The organism is uncultured Sunxiuqinia sp., from assembly GCF_963974515.1.
Taxonomy (GTDB): Bacteria; Bacteroidota; Bacteroidia; order Bacteroidales; family Prolixibacteraceae; genus Sunxiuqinia.
The window spans coordinates 1-17,817 of the sequence record NZ_CAXBDD010000080.1; the positions used below are offsets into that span (position 1 = coordinate 1).

The 17,817-nt window shown below is 46.9% G+C and carries 12 protein-coding genes; all 12 read left to right on the plus strand.

Annotation, left to right across the window (positions count from 1 at the left end):
• Positions 1–226: 226 nt before the first annotated feature.
• The gene (locus tag AAC033_RS14510; protein WP_339739386.1) at positions 227–781 is read left to right on the plus strand and encodes an RNA polymerase sigma-70 factor; all 555 of its coding nucleotides are present in this window, start codon (positions 227–229) and stop codon (positions 779–781) included.
• A 146-nt stretch (positions 782–927) separates the two neighbouring features.
• Positions 928–2,013 (plus strand): FecR family protein, encoded by a 1,086-nt coding sequence (locus AAC033_RS14515; RefSeq protein ID WP_339739366.1) that lies wholly within the window; start codon positions 928–930, stop codon positions 2,011–2,013.
• Between the two features lie 191 nt (positions 2,014–2,204).
• Positions 2,205–5,552, plus strand: a complete 3,348-nt coding sequence (locus AAC033_RS14520; protein ID WP_339739388.1) for a TonB-dependent receptor — start codon at positions 2,205–2,207, stop codon at positions 5,550–5,552.
• Positions 5,553–5,571: 19 nt separating this feature from the next.
• The gene (locus tag AAC033_RS14525) at positions 5,572–7,455 is read left to right on the plus strand and encodes a RagB/SusD family nutrient uptake outer membrane protein (protein WP_339739368.1); all 1,884 of its coding nucleotides are present in this window, start codon (positions 5,572–5,574) and stop codon (positions 7,453–7,455) included.
• Between the two features lie 12 nt (positions 7,456–7,467).
• A complete protein-coding gene (locus AAC033_RS14530; RefSeq protein WP_339739370.1) occupies positions 7,468–8,169 on the plus strand; it encodes a DUF3823 domain-containing protein in 702 nt (233 codons plus the stop codon).
• Between the two features lie 81 nt (positions 8,170–8,250).
• Positions 8,251–9,237, plus strand: coding sequence for a family 43 glycosylhydrolase (locus tag AAC033_RS14535; protein ID WP_339739372.1), 987 nt, complete (start codon positions 8,251–8,253; stop codon positions 9,235–9,237).
• 102 nt (positions 9,238–9,339) lie between these two features.
• Complete coding sequence (locus AAC033_RS14540) at positions 9,340–11,400, plus strand: beta-L-arabinofuranosidase domain-containing protein (protein ID WP_339739374.1); 2,061 nt, start codon at positions 9,340–9,342, stop codon at positions 11,398–11,400.
• A gap of 3 nt (positions 11,401–11,403) precedes the next feature.
• On the plus strand, positions 11,404–12,429 hold the full coding sequence (locus AAC033_RS14545) for a family 43 glycosylhydrolase (RefSeq protein WP_339739376.1): 1,026 nt from the start codon (positions 11,404–11,406) through the stop codon (positions 12,427–12,429).
• Between the two features lie 332 nt (positions 12,430–12,761).
• Positions 12,762–13,961 carry an enolase C-terminal domain-like protein gene (locus AAC033_RS14550; RefSeq protein ID WP_339739378.1) on the plus strand — a complete coding sequence of 400 codons (1,200 nt, stop codon included), beginning with the start codon at positions 12,762–12,764 and terminating at the stop codon, positions 13,959–13,961.
• 11 nt (positions 13,962–13,972) lie between these two features.
• Positions 13,973–15,070 carry a glycoside hydrolase family 43 protein gene (locus AAC033_RS14555; RefSeq protein ID WP_339739380.1) on the plus strand — a complete coding sequence of 366 codons (1,098 nt, stop codon included), beginning with the start codon at positions 13,973–13,975 and terminating at the stop codon, positions 15,068–15,070.
• 30 nt (positions 15,071–15,100) lie between these two features.
• Complete coding sequence (locus AAC033_RS14560) at positions 15,101–16,255, plus strand: aldose epimerase family protein (protein WP_339739382.1); 1,155 nt, start codon at positions 15,101–15,103, stop codon at positions 16,253–16,255.
• 174 nt (positions 16,256–16,429) lie between these two features.
• Positions 16,430–17,817, plus strand: a 1,388-nt coding sequence (locus tag AAC033_RS14565; RefSeq protein WP_339739384.1) for a sulfatase, incomplete at its 3' end; no start/stop codon positions are given.

Below are 17,817 nucleotides of genomic sequence, written 5' to 3' on the forward strand. Positions count from 1 at the left end.
CTTCCAATGACTGGCCCCGGCTGTTCAGCGGAGGAATGCTGCGGGCACTTAGTTTTTTATTCCGTTTTGGGTAAATGACTGCTCGCATGCAGTTTGTTTATTTGATTGGACGTTTGATAATTGCGATTAAATCGTTGTTTGTTATTTTGCGCTATATTTACGAAAGTTAAGAGATTGACAATTGCCTAAACGAACTGAAAATATCGATCGGGTATTGGTTATGAGGATGAAGCGAGGGGATATGAAAGCCTTTCAGGAGCTCTTCGTAACGTATGGTGAAAAGCTATACGAATTCTCTTTTTCCTATTTGAAGGACTCTTTTGTAGCCGAAGAAATTGTGCAGGATGTTTTTCTGCGGATTTGGGAGATCAAGGACGATATTGACGAGGATCGGTCTTTCAAAAGTTTTATCTACCAAATGACGGTGAATAAAGTGTTCAACCATATGAAACACCAGGTTGTCCGGCAAAAGTATGAGAAATACCTGTTGAATTCCGACCATTCTTTTGGCGATAGCCCTGAAGCTCAACTTCAACTCAGTGAATTGGATCAGCGAATTCGTGCATTGCTTCAAAAAATCCCCGAGCAACAGAGAAATGTTTTCAAATTAAGCCGTATTGAGGGGCTGTCAAATCCGGAGATTGCCGATAAGCTTAATCTATCCATCCGAACGGTTGAAAACCAAATTTACCGGACCACAAAATTTTTGAAAGAGCATCTGAAAGGCGAATACCTTTTTATTCTCTTCTGCTTTTGCAATGGCATCCTTGGCTGCTGCTGATTCTTTCAGAATTCTACTTGTTAGCTGACAGAAGTTTGACGTGAATCGATCGTTCTTTCCAGTCGTTTTATATGTGGGCAATAAAGTTTAAAAAAAAAGCAATTTTTTTTGAGTGTTCACTTTGGACTTCTTGTATTACCTGTGACATGAGAAAGAATTCAACGATAGAACCCCGATTTTTCCAGCTGCTTGAAAAGCTTCATGCAGGAGGTTGCAGCTTACAGGAGCTGTATGAGCTGGAAGCTTTCTTTGAAGAGGAGCAATCGGTTGTAGCGCTAAAAAAACGAATGATTCAAAGCCTGGAGGAAGAGACTTACCAGGCAAGCGGTCATTTTATAAGCGATCAGACTTTTCAGAAAGTTAGAAAGCAGATCAAACAAAAACAGCACGAGAAAGATTCCCGGTCTGTTCCTTTACATTTGCAAATCACAAAAATTGCTGCCATTGTCGTGCTGTCATTTGTTATGGGCGGGTTGCTTGTTAACTTTTTGAATAGCAGGATTGAACCGGAACCGGTATCCTATTGCGAAATCGCGGCACCATTGGGTGCAAAATCCAGAGTGGTTTTGCCCGACAGCTCGGTGGTTTGGTTGAATGCAGGCAGCACACTGAAGTATTCAACAGATTTCAGCAAACACGAACGGCATGTTTCTCTGGTTGGCGAAGGCTATTTTGAGGTGGCAAAAAACGAACGACTACCATTTAAGGTCAATGCTCATGGCTTTATAGTTGAGGTTGTTGGAACCGAATTTAATATTCAAGCTTATGAAGATGAACCCATCATTGAGACCATTTTGGTTGACGGTCAAGTCAAGTTGGATCATGAGCGGAAGATTATTGACGACCGTGTTTTCATGAGTCCAAACTCCAAAGCCTCGTTCTACAAGAAGCAAGAAGATGCTATTGCCAATGGCGATCCACGCCTGGTCATCCTAACCAATATTGACCCACGACCATTGATTGCATGGAAGAATGACCAGTTGATCTTTGAAAATGAAAGGCTGAAAGATTTGGCGGTGAAACTGGGACGCCAGTATGATTATACGTTCGAGTTTGAATCGACAGATGTCGAAAATTACCGATTCTCAGGGACGCTGGAAGATGAAACCTTGCAACAGGTGATGGATGTGATCACGCTTACTTCTCCAATTTCATATAAAATAAAAGGAAAAATAGTAACCATTAATAAAGATTTAAAACGAACCAGAAATTTTAAAAAGCACTTACGATGAAAATAAAAGGGAACAGACTGACATCCGTTCCCTTTGAAAAATGATTGAGTTAAATTTTAATCGATGCTGCATAAGTTGGTAGCTGCTGCAAGCATCTATTGTTAACCATTTAACAAACCAAATGTATGAAAAAAAATCGGATTGGATTTGTTTTCCCTGCGAAGGGTAAACTAAAAAAAACACTGCTTGTGATGAAATTAACAGCCATTTTTATCTTGGCTTTCCTGGTACAGGTAAACGCCTCGGTTTATTCGCAGACTACCAAGTTTGACGGCGACTACCGTGGTAAAACGATTCGGGAAGTCTTTAATGAGATTGAGAATCAAAGTCGCTTCCGTTTTTTCTTTAACGACGATTTCACCAACATCGATCAGGTGGTGGACTTCACGGTTAAAGATGCGAATGTTGAAGGGATTTTAGACCGACTTTTTAAAGGTTCGGATATCAGTTATAAAATTCTGGAAAACGATTTGATTGTTTTGACCACGACGCAAAGTGCTCAGGCGAGGATGATCACCGGGAAAGTGCTTGACTCGGGAGGACAGCCACTGCCTGGGGTCACTGTTGTAGCCAAGGGCACCACCCGGGGAACCATTACCGACTTTGATGGCAATTATTCCATCAACCTGGAGGCCGGAGTTACTACGCTGGTTTTCTCTTTTGTTGGGATGGAAACCCTGGAAGTGGAAGTGGGCAGTCAAAGTGTGATTAACATTACTATGAACGAATCATCCATTGGTCTGGAAGAAGTGGTTGCCATTGGTTACGGTGTTCAAAAAAAGGAATCGTTAACCGGGGCTATTTCAGGCGTGACGGCCGAAGATTTGGACCGGGTGCATTCCACCACCGTTTCGGGAGCACTGGCCGGTAAAATTGCCGGGGTAACCTTCCGCATGCCTGACGGACGCCCGGGAGCCAGCGCCACCATTCAGATTCGTAACATGGGGAATCCGTTGTATGTTATCGATGGGATTCAAAAAGATGCCGGACAGTTTAACAACCTTTCTCCAAACGACATCGAGAGTATCACCGTATTGAAAGATGCTTCGGCAGCGATTTACGGGGTGCGTGCGGCTAATGGGGTTGTGGTTGTGACGACCAAACGTGGTAAGTTGGGCACAAAAAATACCATTAATGTAGATGCTTATACCGGCTGGCAAAACTGGACCCGTTTTCCGGAAACCGTAGGTGCCTATGAGTGGATGCTTGGAAAAGCGTATGCGGATATGAATCTGGATGGTGCAACTAACATCACACAGGACGAGTTGGACAAGTGGCGTGCGGGTACCGAGCCTGGTTATCAAAGTTTCGATTGGTATGATTTTATTATCCAACCCAATTCCCCACAAACGTCTATTAATGTCAGTACTTCGGGTGGATCGGATAAAATCAATTACTACTTGTCAGTGACCCGTTTGGATCAGAACTCGATGCTGGGACGTGAATTTACCTTCGGACGGACCAACTTTCAATCCAATATTGATGCGAAAGTTACGGATCGTTTAAAAGTTGGTGTTTCGATCAACGGACGTGTTGAAACGCGCGACAACCCGGGTGTTCCTGGTGGTGATGACTATTGGGCACCCCGTTTTGCTTTGTTCCGTAACCGCCCAACGGAGCGTCCTTACGCCAATGACAATCCCGAATATATCAACAACATTGGTCACATGGCCGAAAACTGGGGTCTGCTAACCAAGGAAAAATCAGGTTACTGGACCGAAGACTGGCGCGTACTACAATTAAACTTCACCGGTGAGTACGATGTCCCCATTGATGGTTTGAGTGTGAAGGGAACCTATTCGCATTACATCGCCGACCGTTTAATGAACGGTCACGAATACACCTACGAAGCTTATTCCTATTTTCCGGAAACAGACGAATACCGGGTGACTTTCACCATGAATAATCCCTGGAGGGAGCGTGGAACCCATAAAGTGCTGGAAACCGTTTTGCAGGGCCAGATCAACTATGCGAAAGAATTCGGCAAGCATGGCATAGCGGCGACTTTCGTTAATGAGCGCATTGAACGGCGCGATTTGGATGTTTGGGTACATGCCGTACCAAAAACAAATGCTTTGCCCTTGCTTCAATTTCCGGACATCGACACCTATAATGATTCAGATGATGAAAGTGCCCGGATCGGATATATTGGCCGTTTCAACTACAATTACGACAATAAATACTATTTGGAGTTGGCCGGACGTCAGGATGCTTCCTGGAAGTTTATTTCCGATGAGCGCTGGGGATTTTTCCCATCGGCCTCGGTGGGCTGGCGGATTACGGAAGAAAATTTTGCTAAAGCGCTATTGGGAGAGAGCAGTCTGGATTTAAAACTGCGTGCCTCTTACGGAGAGCTGGGAGACGACAATGTAGGGATCGGTAACTTCGATTACCTGACTGGTTACAATTATGCTTCACAAGCCGTGATTATGGATGGAGAGATTATTACCGGAGCTCGCGACAGGGGTGTTCCCATTACCTCCATTTCATGGTACACCAGTACGATTACCGACATTGGTGCCGATTATTCGTTTATGAATGGTAAATTGAGTGGTACGGTTGATTATTTCTACCGGAAACGCGAAGGTTTGCGGGGGCGTAAATATGATATTCTGATTCCGAACGAAGTGGGCTACTCGTTACCCGATGAAAATGTAAATAGTGACGCGATTATGGGTGCTGAAACCTCTATCGCTTACAACGGAAAGACCGGAGATTTAAACTATACTTTGGGCGGAAACATCTCGTTTGCCCGAGAGAAGTTCCTGGAATCCTACAAGCCTCGCTTTGGAAACTCCTGGCATGAGTACCGAAATTCATCAGAAGACCGTTGGACCGGTATTTTCTGGGGATACGAAGTAATTGGCCAATTTGAATCATTTGAAGAAATCAACAACTACCCGATCAATAACGATGGTGAAGGAAACCGCACCATGTTGCCTGGTGACTTGATCTACGAGGATGTGAATGGTGATGGACGTATTAACGGTTTAGATGAACGTCCTATTGGATTTCCAAGAAACCGGAACCCCATTGTTAACTTTGGTTTCCATATTAGCGCCGACTATAAGGGTTTTGACCTGAAAGCGGATTTCTCAGGAGGTTCGGCCTACTCCTACAACCAGAACTGGGAAATGCGCTGGCCTTACCAGAACACAGGGAACTTGTTGAGACAGTTTTATGATGACCGTTGGCACCGCGAAGATCCTTTCGATTTGAACAGCCCATGGATTGCGGGTAGGTATCCTGCTTTGCGTTTCAACACCGGTTGGCACAACAACTACAATAAACAATCGACTTTTTGGTTGACCAATGCACGCTATCTCCGTTTGAGAACTTTGGAAGTGGGCTACACCATTCCGCAGTACCTGGTTCAGAAAGTGGGAATGCAAAAAGCGCGTTTGTATGTGAACTCCTACAACCTTTTTTCCATTGATAATCTCAGAAAACTGGGTGTTGAGCCGGAAGTAATGGATGAAAATGGTTTGCAATACCCACAAAACAGCATGGTCAATGTTGGTGTTAACCTTTCTTTCTAACCTAAAAATGAGAATGAATATGAAAAAATTTAGTTATATACTAATCGTTTTGCTGGCCTTTAGCTGGAGCTGCAATGATGATGATTTTCTGGACAGGGAGCCAACCAACATTTTGCTGGATCACCAGGTTTGGAACGATGAAAGCTTGATTCTCTCGGTTGTTTCAGATTTATATTTTCGGATTCCGGAATACCAGTCGGTGACTAGCTGGTGGACCTATGCCGATTTTGATGAAGCCTTCGCTTCCAACTTTGGCGATTACTGGCGACATAAGAATAACGAATGGGGTTATGGCGACTGGGGCCTTTGGAATTACGATTACATCCGTGAATTGAATCTTTACATTCAAAAAGCCAGTTCGGAGCTGACAGATGAGTTGGATCCCGCGGTAAAAGCTCGTTTTGTAGCTGAGGGCCGATTCCTGCGTGCGGTCAATTATTTTGAACTCGTCAAGCGCATGGGTGGCGTACCACTGATTTTGGAGCCTTTAACTTACGATTTTAGTGGTGATGCATCTTACCTGGAATACCCACGTGCAAAAGAATCGGAAGTTTATGATTTTATTCTAAACGAACTGGATGAAATTAAGAATGATTTGCCTAATGATACGGAAGTGAAAAGTCGTGCCACGCAAGGGGTGGTGCTGGCCATGAAATCACGCGTGGCACTTTATGCCGCTTCCATTGCGAAATACGGAGTTAATACGCCCAGCGTATCACTGCCCGGTGGTGAGGTTGGTATTCCGGCCAGCATGGCCGATGGCTACTACACCATTGCCCTGGATGCAGCCGAAGAGTTGATTAATAACGGGCCGTACTCCTTGTACGAAAAGAAGGAAGACTTATCTGAAAACTTCTCCAGCTTGTTTATCGACAAAGCAAATAATCCGGAGGTGATTTTTGTCCGTGACTTTGTTCAAAGTGAACGCTGGGACGGACGTGCCAACCTGTGGACCTTGTGGAACCAACCTTGGTCGGGAGCCGAAGACCTGGAAGGCGGACGCACCAATCCTTCGCTGAACCTGGTTCAGTCGTTTGAAATGCTGGATAATACCTTCCAGACTTTTGAGACGATGAGTGGTGGCGATTACGTCTATTTCGACAGTCCGCTGGACATGTTTGCGGGACGTGATGCCCGTTTAGCGGGAACAGTCATGTTGCCAGGATCGAAGTTTAAAGGAAAAGACCTGGATATTTGGGCTGGTTATATTTTGGCTGATGGCACCATTTTTACCGGTGATGAGTTTGGTCAGCGAAAAGAACTGCCGGGGACAGACACCCCTCGTCAGGTTGTTGGCTTTGATGGCCCCATTGATGGACGTGAGTTTAGCGCCCAGTCAGGTTTCTATGTTCGTAAATTCATGGATACGGCTACTGGTTCGGGCCAGCGTGGTTTGAAAAGTGACCGCTGGTGGGTACGCTACCGCTTGGGCGAAGTGTATTTGAATGCCGCCGAAGCCGCCTTTGAACTGGGCGACGAAGATGCTGCTGCCGAATACCTGAATGCGTTGCGTCGTCGTGCCGGTTTTACCATCGACCTGACTGCGGCTGATCTATCGTTTGATCGCATTGCCCATGAGCGCAAAGTGGAGCTGGCATTTGAAGGGCACCAGTTGTGGGATATGAAGCGCTGGCGTTTAGCCCACGTGGTTTGGAACGGCGAACAAGCACCATTGACTGATCAGCCTTGGAAGGCCGACGAAGTGAGTACCCGCGTGTTTGGCTTGTGGCCCTACAAATATTATGAGCCGGGAAGCCCGAACAATGAAAAATACGTCTTTAAGCAAGTCGTACCCGGTCAGGTAACCGGTGCTGATCGTTTCCGCCTGGGTAACTACTATTCATTTATCAATGATGATATCAGAAATAACAATCCACAAATTGTTAAGAATCCGAACCAATAAAAACGTAGCAAAATGACTAAAATAAAATTAATCATATTATTGGGAGTTGTTGTCGGTTTTCTTACTTCATGCGAGTGGGATAACTACGATGCCCCGGGATCCATGCTTCAGGGAAATATTGTCTATAATGGGGAAGCCATCAATGTGAGTTACAACGATGTAATATTCCAATTGTGGGAGCCTGGATGGCAGTTGGATATCCCCATCGACGTGACCGTTGATCAGGATGGTTCCTACTCAGCGCTGTTGTTCAATGGTACCTACAAACTGATTATTCCTTCGGCTCAAGGGCCTTGGCGGAATAAGGTGAACTCAACAACCGGTTCAGATACCATTTTGGTCAATCTGAATGGCGATATGAACCTGGATATTGAAGTGGAGCCGTATTACATGATTCGCAATGCTCAGTTCTCGGCAAGCGGACGCGATGTGACCGCCACTTTTCAAGCTGAGAAAATCATCACTGATGCGGGTGCCCGCGACATCGAACGTGTGAACCTGTATATTGGGAAAACGCAGTTCGTGGACTTCCGCGGTTTTGTTGCTGAAGCAGAAATTGGCGGTGGCGACATTGCCAACCCCGGTGCAATCAGCATGACGGCAACCGTACCGTCGCTGACACCAAACCAAAACTATGTGTATGCACGGGTAGGTTTGAAGATTGCAGGCGTGGAAGACATGATATTCTCTTCGGTGCAGAAAATTGATCTGTAATCATTTCGGTTAAAATTAATGGGCCATCCGGATGAATTTATTGTTCACGGATGGCCTTTTTTACTTGATAAAAAATGGGTCATGGTAAAAATGATTAGTCTGTTGGTGGTATTGTCCGCCTGTTTCTGCCTGCATGGGAGAGCTCAAAGTTCCGATAGGATGCTGTTTGGCGATACCTCGCGTAGGGGAGTTCCTTTTTCCAAAGACCCGCATGTGGTGAAGTTCAACGGAAATTACCTGATGTATTTCTCTATTCCTCCGTTTGAAGGAAATCCTGACCCCATTAATGGCTGGGCAATTGGAATTGCCAAAAGCTCCGACCTGGTCAATTGGGAAAAAGTGGGAGAAATTCTGCCGGAAGGTGATTACGAAACAAAAGGTTTGTGTGCTCCCGGAGCATTGGTCATTGGCGGGCAGGTACACTTGTTCTATCAAACCTATGGTAATTGGAGAGAAGACGCGATTTGTCATGCCGTATCCAATGACGGAATCAGTTTTGAAAGAAACCCAAGCAATCCGATTTTTCGTCCTACAGGAGACTGGAACTGTGGGCGGGCCATTGATGCCGAGGTTATTCGCTTCAAGGATCGTTATTTACTTTATTTTGCGACCCGCGATTCCAGTATGACCATTCAAATGCAGGGAGTAGCTGCTGCTCCGCTCAATACCAACTTTAATCGCGAAGACTGGACGCAACTGACCGACGAGCCAATTTTTTCTCCCAAATATCCGTGGGAAGGGCAGTGCGTGGAGGGTGCTTCCATCATTCAGCGTGGTGATGGTCTGTATATGTTTTATGCCGGAGCCTACAACAATGCTCCCCAGCAGGTTGGTGTGGCCAAAAGTGCCGATGGCATTCATTGGGAGCGGCTGAGCAATAAACCTTTCCTGCCCAATGGCGACCCTGGGGAATGGAACTCCTGCGAATCCGGACATCCCCATATTTTCGAAGATGATGACGGTCGCACCTATTTGTTTTTTCAGGGGAATAATGACTTCGGAAAAACATGGATGATTTCGAAGAGAGAAGTTTCATGGACAGCGAAAGGGCCTAAATTGGTTGACTAACGGTGGAAATCGAAGTTGCGATGAGTAGTTGAATGGCTCAAGTTGTACTTGAGATAGACCTTAATCGAAGAGCAATCTTCACCAATAAAATAAATCACATAAATGATGAAACAAATCTTTTATTCTTTAGCTCTCAGTTTTTCAGTACTGGTAAGCTTTTCCTCCTGTCAGCAACCGGCTGGTGATTCGCAGGCTACCATCGTTTCTCAGCCGGAACTCACACAGCAAAATGATTTCTATTTAAGTAATCAGGCTCCCTTGCAGCCTGCCCATTTTATCAAGTTGCCTATGGGAAGTATTCAACCCGACGGATGGATCCTTAAATTGTTGGAATTGCAGAAAGAAGGCTTGTGCGGTCACCTGGGTGAGATCAGTGCCTGGCTTGATAAGGAAAATAATGCCTGGCTGTCGGAAGGTGGCGATCACGGCTGGGAAGAAGTTCCTTATTGGTTGCGCGGATATTCCGATATGGCCTTTATTTTTGATGATGCGGAAATGAAACAAGAAGCCATAGTATGGATTGAGGCCATCTTGAACAGCCAACAGGAAAATGGCTGGTTTGGTCCCGAGGTACGTTCAGGAAATGGCAACCTCGATTACTGGTCGAATATGATTGTGTTGTTTACGTTGCAAAACTACTACGAATATAGTGGCGATGAGCGGGTGATCGATTTCATGACCAAGTATTTTCAATTTGAATTGACCGTTCCCGATGAGGCGTTTCTGTCCAGTTATTGGGAAAACAGTCGGGGAGGTGATAACCTGTACAGTGTTTATTGGTTGTACAACCGCACGGGTGATGCCTTTTTGCTTAAACTGGCGGAGAAGATCCACCGCAACACCGCTGACTGGACACAGAAATCAACATTACCCAACTGGCACAATGTGAACATTGCCCAATGTTTTCGCGAACCGGCTACCTGGTTCATGCAGTCGGGCGATTCGGCTCACTACCATGCTTCATACAATGTCCACGACCTGATTCGTCGCACCTTTGGGCAAGTGCCTGGCGGTATGTTTGGTTCGGATGAAAATGCACGCATGGGTTATATCGACCCGCGTCAGGGGACCGAAACCTGTGGCTTTGCCGAACAAATGACTTCCGATGGAATCATGACACGCATTACGGGTGACCCGCTTTGGGCCGATAATTGCGAAGATGTGCTGTTCAATAGCTTTACCGCTGCATTTACTGCCGATATGAAATCGCTTCGGTACATTACCTGCCCCAACGGTGTAACGGCGGATGCCGAAAACCATCATCCGGGTATTGATAACCGCGGACCATTTCTCACCATGAACCCATTTAGCAGCCGCTGCTGCCAGCATAACCACGGACACGCGCTGCCATACTACCTGCAAAACCTGGTGATGGCCAGCAATGACAACGGTTTGGCGGCTATCCTATACAATTCAAGTGTAACTACCGCGCAAGTGGGCAACGGAACGGAAGTCACTTTGAATCAGGAAACCAATTATCCTTTCGAAGAAGATATTCGCTTCAATTTGGCTATGGAGCAAAATGTGACCTTCCCGTTGTACTTGCGCATTCCCGGTTGGTGCGAAAATGCTTCGCTTATATTGAACGGAAAGCCGGTAGCGGTAGATGCCAAAGCTGGCGCATACATCAAAATTGATCGGGAATGGGCCGATGGCGACCAACTGACGTTAAGCCTGCCCATGAGCTTGTCTTCACGCAGCTGGGCGGTGAACCAGAATAGTGTGTCGGTCGATTATGGCCCGCTGACTTTTTCACTGAAAATAGACGAAGATTACAAAAAGATCAGTAGCATCGAGTCGGCCATTGGGGATTCAAAATGGCAAAAAGATGCCGATCCGGAAAAGTGGCCGGCATACACCATCGACCCGAAAAGTCCCTGGAATTACGGGCTGATATTGGATAAGGCAAACCTGGAAGCCTCCCTAAAGGTTGTCCGCAACGAATGGCCTGCTGACAATTATCCTTTTTCATTGGAGAATACACCAATTGAGATTCGGGCAAAAGGACGTCAAATTCCTTCCTGGAAAATTGATCCGTACGGACTGGTGGATGTTCAGCCCAGGTATCCGGTTCATACCAGTGAACCTGTGGAGGAAATTACTTTGGTTCCGATGGGAGCAGCTCGCCTGCGGATTTCGGCTTTCCCACTCTTAAACGAATAAGAAATGAAGCAGTTGTTTCGGATACTTGCTTGCAGTTGTTTTTTGCTCAGCCTGGCTTTTGCCGACGGTTGGGCACAAAGCATGCAACAGGCCCCGGCACCACTTTTTCGCGACCCGGTTTATGATGGCGCCGCCGACCCGGTGGTGTTCTGGAACCGCCACGAAAGGCAGTGGTGGATGTTTTACACCCAGCGAAGGGCGAACGAAAACACGGCCGATGTGGCTTATTGCTATGGCAACAGTGTCGGAATTGCTTCTACTGATGACCATGGAAAAAGCTGGGTGTACCGCGGAACGCTCGATCTGGAGTTTGAACGGGGAAAAAATACCTTTTGGGCACCCGATGTGGTTTATGCCGATGGAAAATATCACCTGTTTCTGGCTTATATCAAAGGCGTGCGCAATCACTGGGGCGGACAGGCGCGAATGGCACACTATACCAGTGTCAATGCCTGGGAATGGAACTTTGAAGGACTGCTTTCCTTGTCGTCAGACAATGTGATTGATGGTACCCTTTTTCAGGATAATACGGGAACATGGAAAATGTGGTATAAGGAGAACAGCCAATCGTGGCTGGCCGAAAGCGATGACCTGTTTAACTGGACCTGGCGCGATAAGCCGGTGATTGCCGATCAGGTACACGAAGGGCCCAAGGTCTTCGAGTTTAAAGGTTGGTATTGGATGGTCACCGACCAGTGGGCCGGTATGGGCGTTTATCGTTCGGAGGATCTGGAGCACTGGACCAAGCAGGAAGGACCGGTTTTGGCTGATGCGTCAAGCCGCCCCGACGACACGCCCAGCGGAGCGCATGGCGATGTGGTTGTGGTGGGTGAGCAGGCCTATATTTTCTATTTCACCCATCCAGGGAGAAAAACACACGCTGCCGCAACCCTCGATGCCGATGGAAAATATCCTTATGCCGAGAAACGTTCTTCCATCCAGGTGGCTGAGTTGGTCGTCAACAATGGAAAACTGGAAGTGAAAGACCGGGACCAACCCTTTCATTTTTATTTGCCAGATATGGAATAGGTAATTTTTCAAAATCAAAATGATGGAGTATCTTGTAGTCCCGCCACGAGTCCCGTTGATGGCCTCGCCTGTTCTCGAAACGAATCAACAACCAAAGCTTTTAGGCGTACATCGAATATTGAAAAGGGCAAACGGGACATGGATAAGCGCACAAGTAACATCGAAATGAATGCATGAAACAACGATAAGGATACAGGAGAGGTTGAAATGAAAACATGAAACCGTTATACTAGACCATGAGCGATTGAAACAAGTAGATGAAAAGTGAATAAGAGCAGATGGAAAGCTGAAACCGACTAAAACCTATATGCAACCATAAAACAACACAAACAATGAGACGACGTAACTTTATCCAAACAGTTTCAGGTGGTGCAGCCGCTGCTTATTTGGCCGCAAACCCCCTGATCGGCTTTTCTTCTGGCTTCTTGGCTCAAGATCGCGAGCTTGCCGATCATACCATTGACCAGGTATTAACCAAAAAAGTCAGGATTCAATACCCTCGCTTTGTGAGTAAAAACGCCATTCGTGGTAACCACGGCTGGGGCTACGACGAAACGATATGTGAAGTCGTCACCAACCAGGGAGCCAAAGGCTGGGGCGTTACTTTGTGGGGACGGTCGGCTGAGGAAGCTTCGGCCCACTTGGTGGGCAAGAACCTGTCAGAAGTATTTGCTCCCGAACTTGGTTTGATAGATCTGAAAGGCGCCTATGCCGACATCGCGCTGCATGATTTGGCCGGTAAAATTCTGAATAAGCCGGTTTATGAGCTGATGGGCGCAAGTCAGCCCGAAACAACGGTTTGCTACAGTGGTATGATCTACTTTGACGACCTGACCCCCTTTTATAATCAACCCATGGGCATCGACATCATTCTGAAAGAGTGCCAGTTCGATTACGATTTGGGCTATCGTCAGTTCAAACTGAAGATTGGTCGGGGCAACAAATGGATGCCCAAAGCTGCGGGAATCAAACGCGATATTGAAGTCACCAAATTGGTTGCCGAAGCTTTTCCGGATTGCGATATTTTGGTGGATGGCAACGATGGCTATCCACTCGAAGATTTTGAACAGTACCTGAAAGGAATCGAAGGCGTGAAGCTTTTTTGGATTGAGGAACCTTTTCGTGAGACCATTGAGGATTATACCAAGCTGCGGGCATTATTGAAAGAAATGGGAATTGAAACCCTCTTGGCCGACGGCGAAGCATCACCCGATCAGGATTTTTTGCAGCAGTTGATGGAGCTGAAGCTGATGGATGTCCATTTGACCGACATTCAGGATATTGGATACACCGGATGGCGGAAGCTGATGCCCGAGCTTAAACGGCTGAATGTCTTTGCCTCGCCGCATGCCTGGGGCTCTCAAATTAAAACCAATGCTGTGGCGCATTTGACCGGCGCGTATGGAAATACCGTTACCATTGAGGGCGTCACCTGCATTTCGGACGATGTTGACTTGGGCAATTACCGCCTGCAAGACGGAAAGCTGATTCCTTCAGCGGCCCCTGGATTTGGAATGACATTATTGAAATAAATATCTGACCTATGCGTTTTAGAAACACTACTTTACTACTGATGCTGGCTGGCTTATTGCTTGGCGCATGTCAGCGGAAACCGGAAAGTTTGCCGACATTTGACAATCCTTTGCCGGTTGAATTTGGCGACCCGTACATTTTAAAAGCTTCAAATGGCCTGTATTACATGATTGGAACCGGAGGTGTGAAAGACGGTTTCAAAATGTATTCTTCAACTGATCTTAAGGATTGGAACGATGAAGGAAGAATCTACCAGGGAAATACCGATCAGTCGTGGGGAATCGCCAATTTTTGGGCTCCCGAGCTGTATGAGCTGGATGGAAAATTTTACCTGCTTTTCAGTGCCGACTGGCGAATCAATCCTACCAACGAACTGGAGAATTTCCGTATTGGTGTGGCTGTTTCCGATACGCCAACGGGCCCGTATACCGACTTGTATGACCGGCCGATTTTTGATCCGGGCTACCCGGTGATCGACGGTAACCTGTGGTTTGAAGACGGCAAAGTGTATTTGTACTATTCGCGCTGCTGTTACAAAAATCCGGTGGAAAGCGAAGTGGCCGACTGGGCCCGCGAGCATGGAATGTTTGACGAGATTGAGGAAAGTTGGGTGTATGGTGTGGAAATGAAGCCTGATTTTTCGGGTATCGTGGGTGAACCCGAACTATTGCTTCGTCCGCCACTGAGTATGGACGATCAGCAGGCGGAGTGGGAGAGTCGTTCGGTTACTTCGGGCGAGGTCAACCGCCGTTGGACAGAAGGTTCTTATCTTTTTAAAGAAAAAGATACGTACTACATGATGTATTCGGCCAACTACTTTGGTGGGCAAAATTACGCGGTGGGTTATGCGACTTCCAAGTCACCCATGGGGCCTTTTCAAAAAGCCGATAACAACCCGGTTTTGGAGAAGAATGTGGAGCAGGGAGGGATTGTCACCGGCACCGGACATAATATGATTACGATTGCTCCTGATGGAAAAAGCATGCTTTGTGTTTATCATGGCCGGACTTCCGAAACGGGCGAAAACCGGGTGGTCTTTATCGACCCGATGGAAGTGACAGAAGACGGGAAATTGGTTGTGCATGGCCCGACAACAGGCAAAAAATAGAACATTCAAAATACTTATAAAAGCAAAAATATGAATCAGACAAAACTAATTCTCATTCTGCTGGCAGCTGTCTTGATCCAGGTGGCATGCAGCCCAAAACCTGCTGAAACAGGAAAAACTTGCGGAAACCTGAATGCCGAAGACTTTCAGACGACGGTCAAGGGTAAGGAAACCAACTTGTACTTCCTGCAAAATGGAGAGATATCGGCAGCCATTACCAACTATGGCGGTCGAATCGTCAGTTTATGCGTTCCGGGAAATGACGGTGAAATGGCTGATGTCGTTCTGGGTTTCGGCAGCATTGATGGCTATCTGAATGCGACGGAAGTTTTTCACGGCGCCTTAATCGGCCGCGTGGGTAACCGGATTGCCAAAGGAGAGTTTACCTTGAATGACGAAACCTATACCTTGCCGATTAATAATGATCCCAATCATTTGCATGGTGGCCCTGAAGGGTTTCACAATGTGGTTTGGGATGTGAAGTCGGTGACTGACAATAGCATCGTGCTCACGTACCTTTCAAAAGATGGTGAAATGGGCTATCCCGGCAATCTGAATGTCGAAGTAACTTACACCCTAACGACCAATAACGAAGTGGCGATTGATTACCAAGCCACAACCGACAAAGCCACGCCCGTGAACCTGACCAATCATGCGTTTTTCAACCTGGCAGGCGAAGCGAACGGAACCATCAACAATCATTTGCTGGCCATCAATGCCGATTACTATACTCCGGTTGATTCCACGCTGATTCCGCTGGGCGAGAATGCGCCCGTTGAGGGGACGCCTTTTGATTTCAGAACGGCCAAACCCATTGGGATGGATTTACCGATGCAAGCGGAGAACATTCAGTTGCAAAACGGCTTGGGATACGACCACAATTTTGCATTGAATAAGACCGCCGCAGGCACAATGACTTTAGCGGCAACAGTGGTAGAACCCGAAAGCGGACGGAAAATGGAAGTGCTTACCGAAGAGCCGGCACTTCAGTTTTATGGCGGCAACTTTATGGATGGATCCGACACCGGGAAATATGGAAAGACGTTTGACTTTCGGGAGTCCTTTGCTTTGGAAACACAGCACTTTCCCGATTCGCCCAACCAGGAGAATTTCCCGTCGATTATTCTCAATCCGGGCGAAGTCTACCAAACAAGCTCCATCTACCGGTTTAGTACGGTTCAGTAGTTGGAGCCGGATGATAAGACAAAGGAGGAAGTTGATCAAGATGCTTTCTTAAAAAATGGGAAAGAGTGGAAGGAACCAGCAGTTACAAGAAACTGAAAAAGATGGCGGTTCTGGACATCGTATCGCAGTATTTTTAATATCTTGCCTTTACCGAAAGTAAAAAGACACGTCGATATGACACCAACTAAGATCTTAGTAGCTACTCAAATTGCATCGGCATTAGTCTTCCCGTTGACTTTGGGATCAGCACCTGCCACCAAAGATGCTCATCCCAACATTGTCATTTTTGTGGCCGATGATTTGGGAGCTTGCGACATTGGACCGTATGGAAACCGGGTCGTTCGGACTCCCAATCTGGACAAGCTGGCTAAAAAGTCAGTCATGTTTTCCAATGCCTTTGCGAGTTCACCTACTTGTTCTCCTTCACGCGCGTCAATCCACACCGGCCTGTATCCATTTAGGAATGGCGCACACGCCAATCACACGGGTATTACGGAAGGGGTAAAAACCCTGCCTGCCTACCTTGAGGCGCTCGGCTATCGGGTTGGGCTTGCCGGGAAACTGCATATTGGACCCATGAGTTCCTATCCGTTTGATATGATTCATCACACCAACGTGCCGGAACCAGGCTATGAAGGTAAAGGAGTGTTATGGACTGACCTTGACATGGGGCCGGTCGATGAATGGTTGTCCAGCGCATCAAAGGCCGATCAGCCATTTATGTTGGTTGTCAATGATCACAGTCCGCATGTGATTTGGCCGGAGAAAGCGGAATATGATGCAGATGAAGTGGACATTCCCTCCATCCATATTGATACCGAAGCCACCCGGAAGTCGAGGGCCCGCTACTACACCGATATTACCAAGATGGATGGTAATGTGGGACAGCTGTTGAATAGTCTGGAAAAGTATGGATTACAGGAAAATACGATCGTTATTTTCACTGCCGATCAAGGGCCGCAGTGGGCTTTTGGGAAATGGAACCTCTATGATTACGGGATTCGTGTACCCTTATTGATTCGATGGCCAAACACCGTGCAGGGCGGCACCGAAACAAATGCCCTGGTTTCGCTAACTGACCTGGTTCCGACAGCCATCGATCTGGCGGGCGGGAAATCGACCTTGCACGCCGATGAGCTGGATGGAAAAAGTTTGGTTCCGTTACTCCGGGGAAAAGTCGATAAGCTGCACGATCTGGTTTTTGCCAGCCATACCGGCGATGGTACTATGAACATGGCTCCGATGCGAATGATTCGAACCAAGCGTTACAAGTATATTTTGAACCTGGCCCCTGAAGTTTTATACAATACCCATATGAACAAGGCGAAAGATCATGACGGCGGACGCGAATATTGGGGCACTTGGGTCAACGAATCGTTTAAAGCGGAGCATGCGGCATCCGTGTTGTGGCGGTATCACAACCGTCCGGAGGAAGAGTTGTATGATGTTTTGAACGATCCGGATGAACAGCATAACCTCTCATTGGATGAGAATTACAAAGAAGTAGTGGAGAAGCTCCGTTCCGAAATGAGCGCATGGCGTGATCTGCAGGGAGATCAGGA

Excerpts from the sequence above, each read along its gene's own strand:
- AAC033_RS14540 (WP_339739374.1), top strand. The coding sequence starts at position 9,340 with ATGATGAAACAAATCTTTTATTCTTTAGCTCTCAGTTTTTCAGTACTG.
- AAC033_RS14515 (WP_339739366.1), top strand. The coding sequence starts at position 928 with ATGAGAAAGAATTCAACGATAGAACCCCGATTTTTCCAGCTGCTTGAA.
- AAC033_RS14530 (WP_339739370.1), top strand. The coding sequence starts at position 7,468 with ATGACTAAAATAAAATTAATCATATTATTGGGAGTTGTTGTCGGTTTT.
- AAC033_RS14525 (WP_339739368.1), top strand. The coding sequence starts at position 5,572 with ATGAAAAAATTTAGTTATATACTAATCGTTTTGCTGGCCTTTAGCTGG.
- AAC033_RS14510 (WP_339739386.1), top strand. The coding sequence starts at position 227 with ATGAAGCGAGGGGATATGAAAGCCTTTCAGGAGCTCTTCGTAACGTAT.
- AAC033_RS14550 (WP_339739378.1), top strand. The coding sequence starts at position 12,762 with ATGAGACGACGTAACTTTATCCAAACAGTTTCAGGTGGTGCAGCCGCT.
- AAC033_RS14520 (WP_339739388.1), top strand. The coding sequence starts at position 2,205 with ATGAAATTAACAGCCATTTTTATCTTGGCTTTCCTGGTACAGGTAAAC.
- AAC033_RS14545 (WP_339739376.1), top strand. The coding sequence starts at position 11,404 with ATGAAGCAGTTGTTTCGGATACTTGCTTGCAGTTGTTTTTTGCTCAGC.
- AAC033_RS14555 (WP_339739380.1), top strand. The coding sequence starts at position 13,973 with ATGCGTTTTAGAAACACTACTTTACTACTGATGCTGGCTGGCTTATTG.
- AAC033_RS14560 (WP_339739382.1), top strand. The coding sequence starts at position 15,101 with ATGAATCAGACAAAACTAATTCTCATTCTGCTGGCAGCTGTCTTGATC.
- AAC033_RS14535 (WP_339739372.1), top strand. The coding sequence starts at position 8,251 with ATGGTAAAAATGATTAGTCTGTTGGTGGTATTGTCCGCCTGTTTCTGC.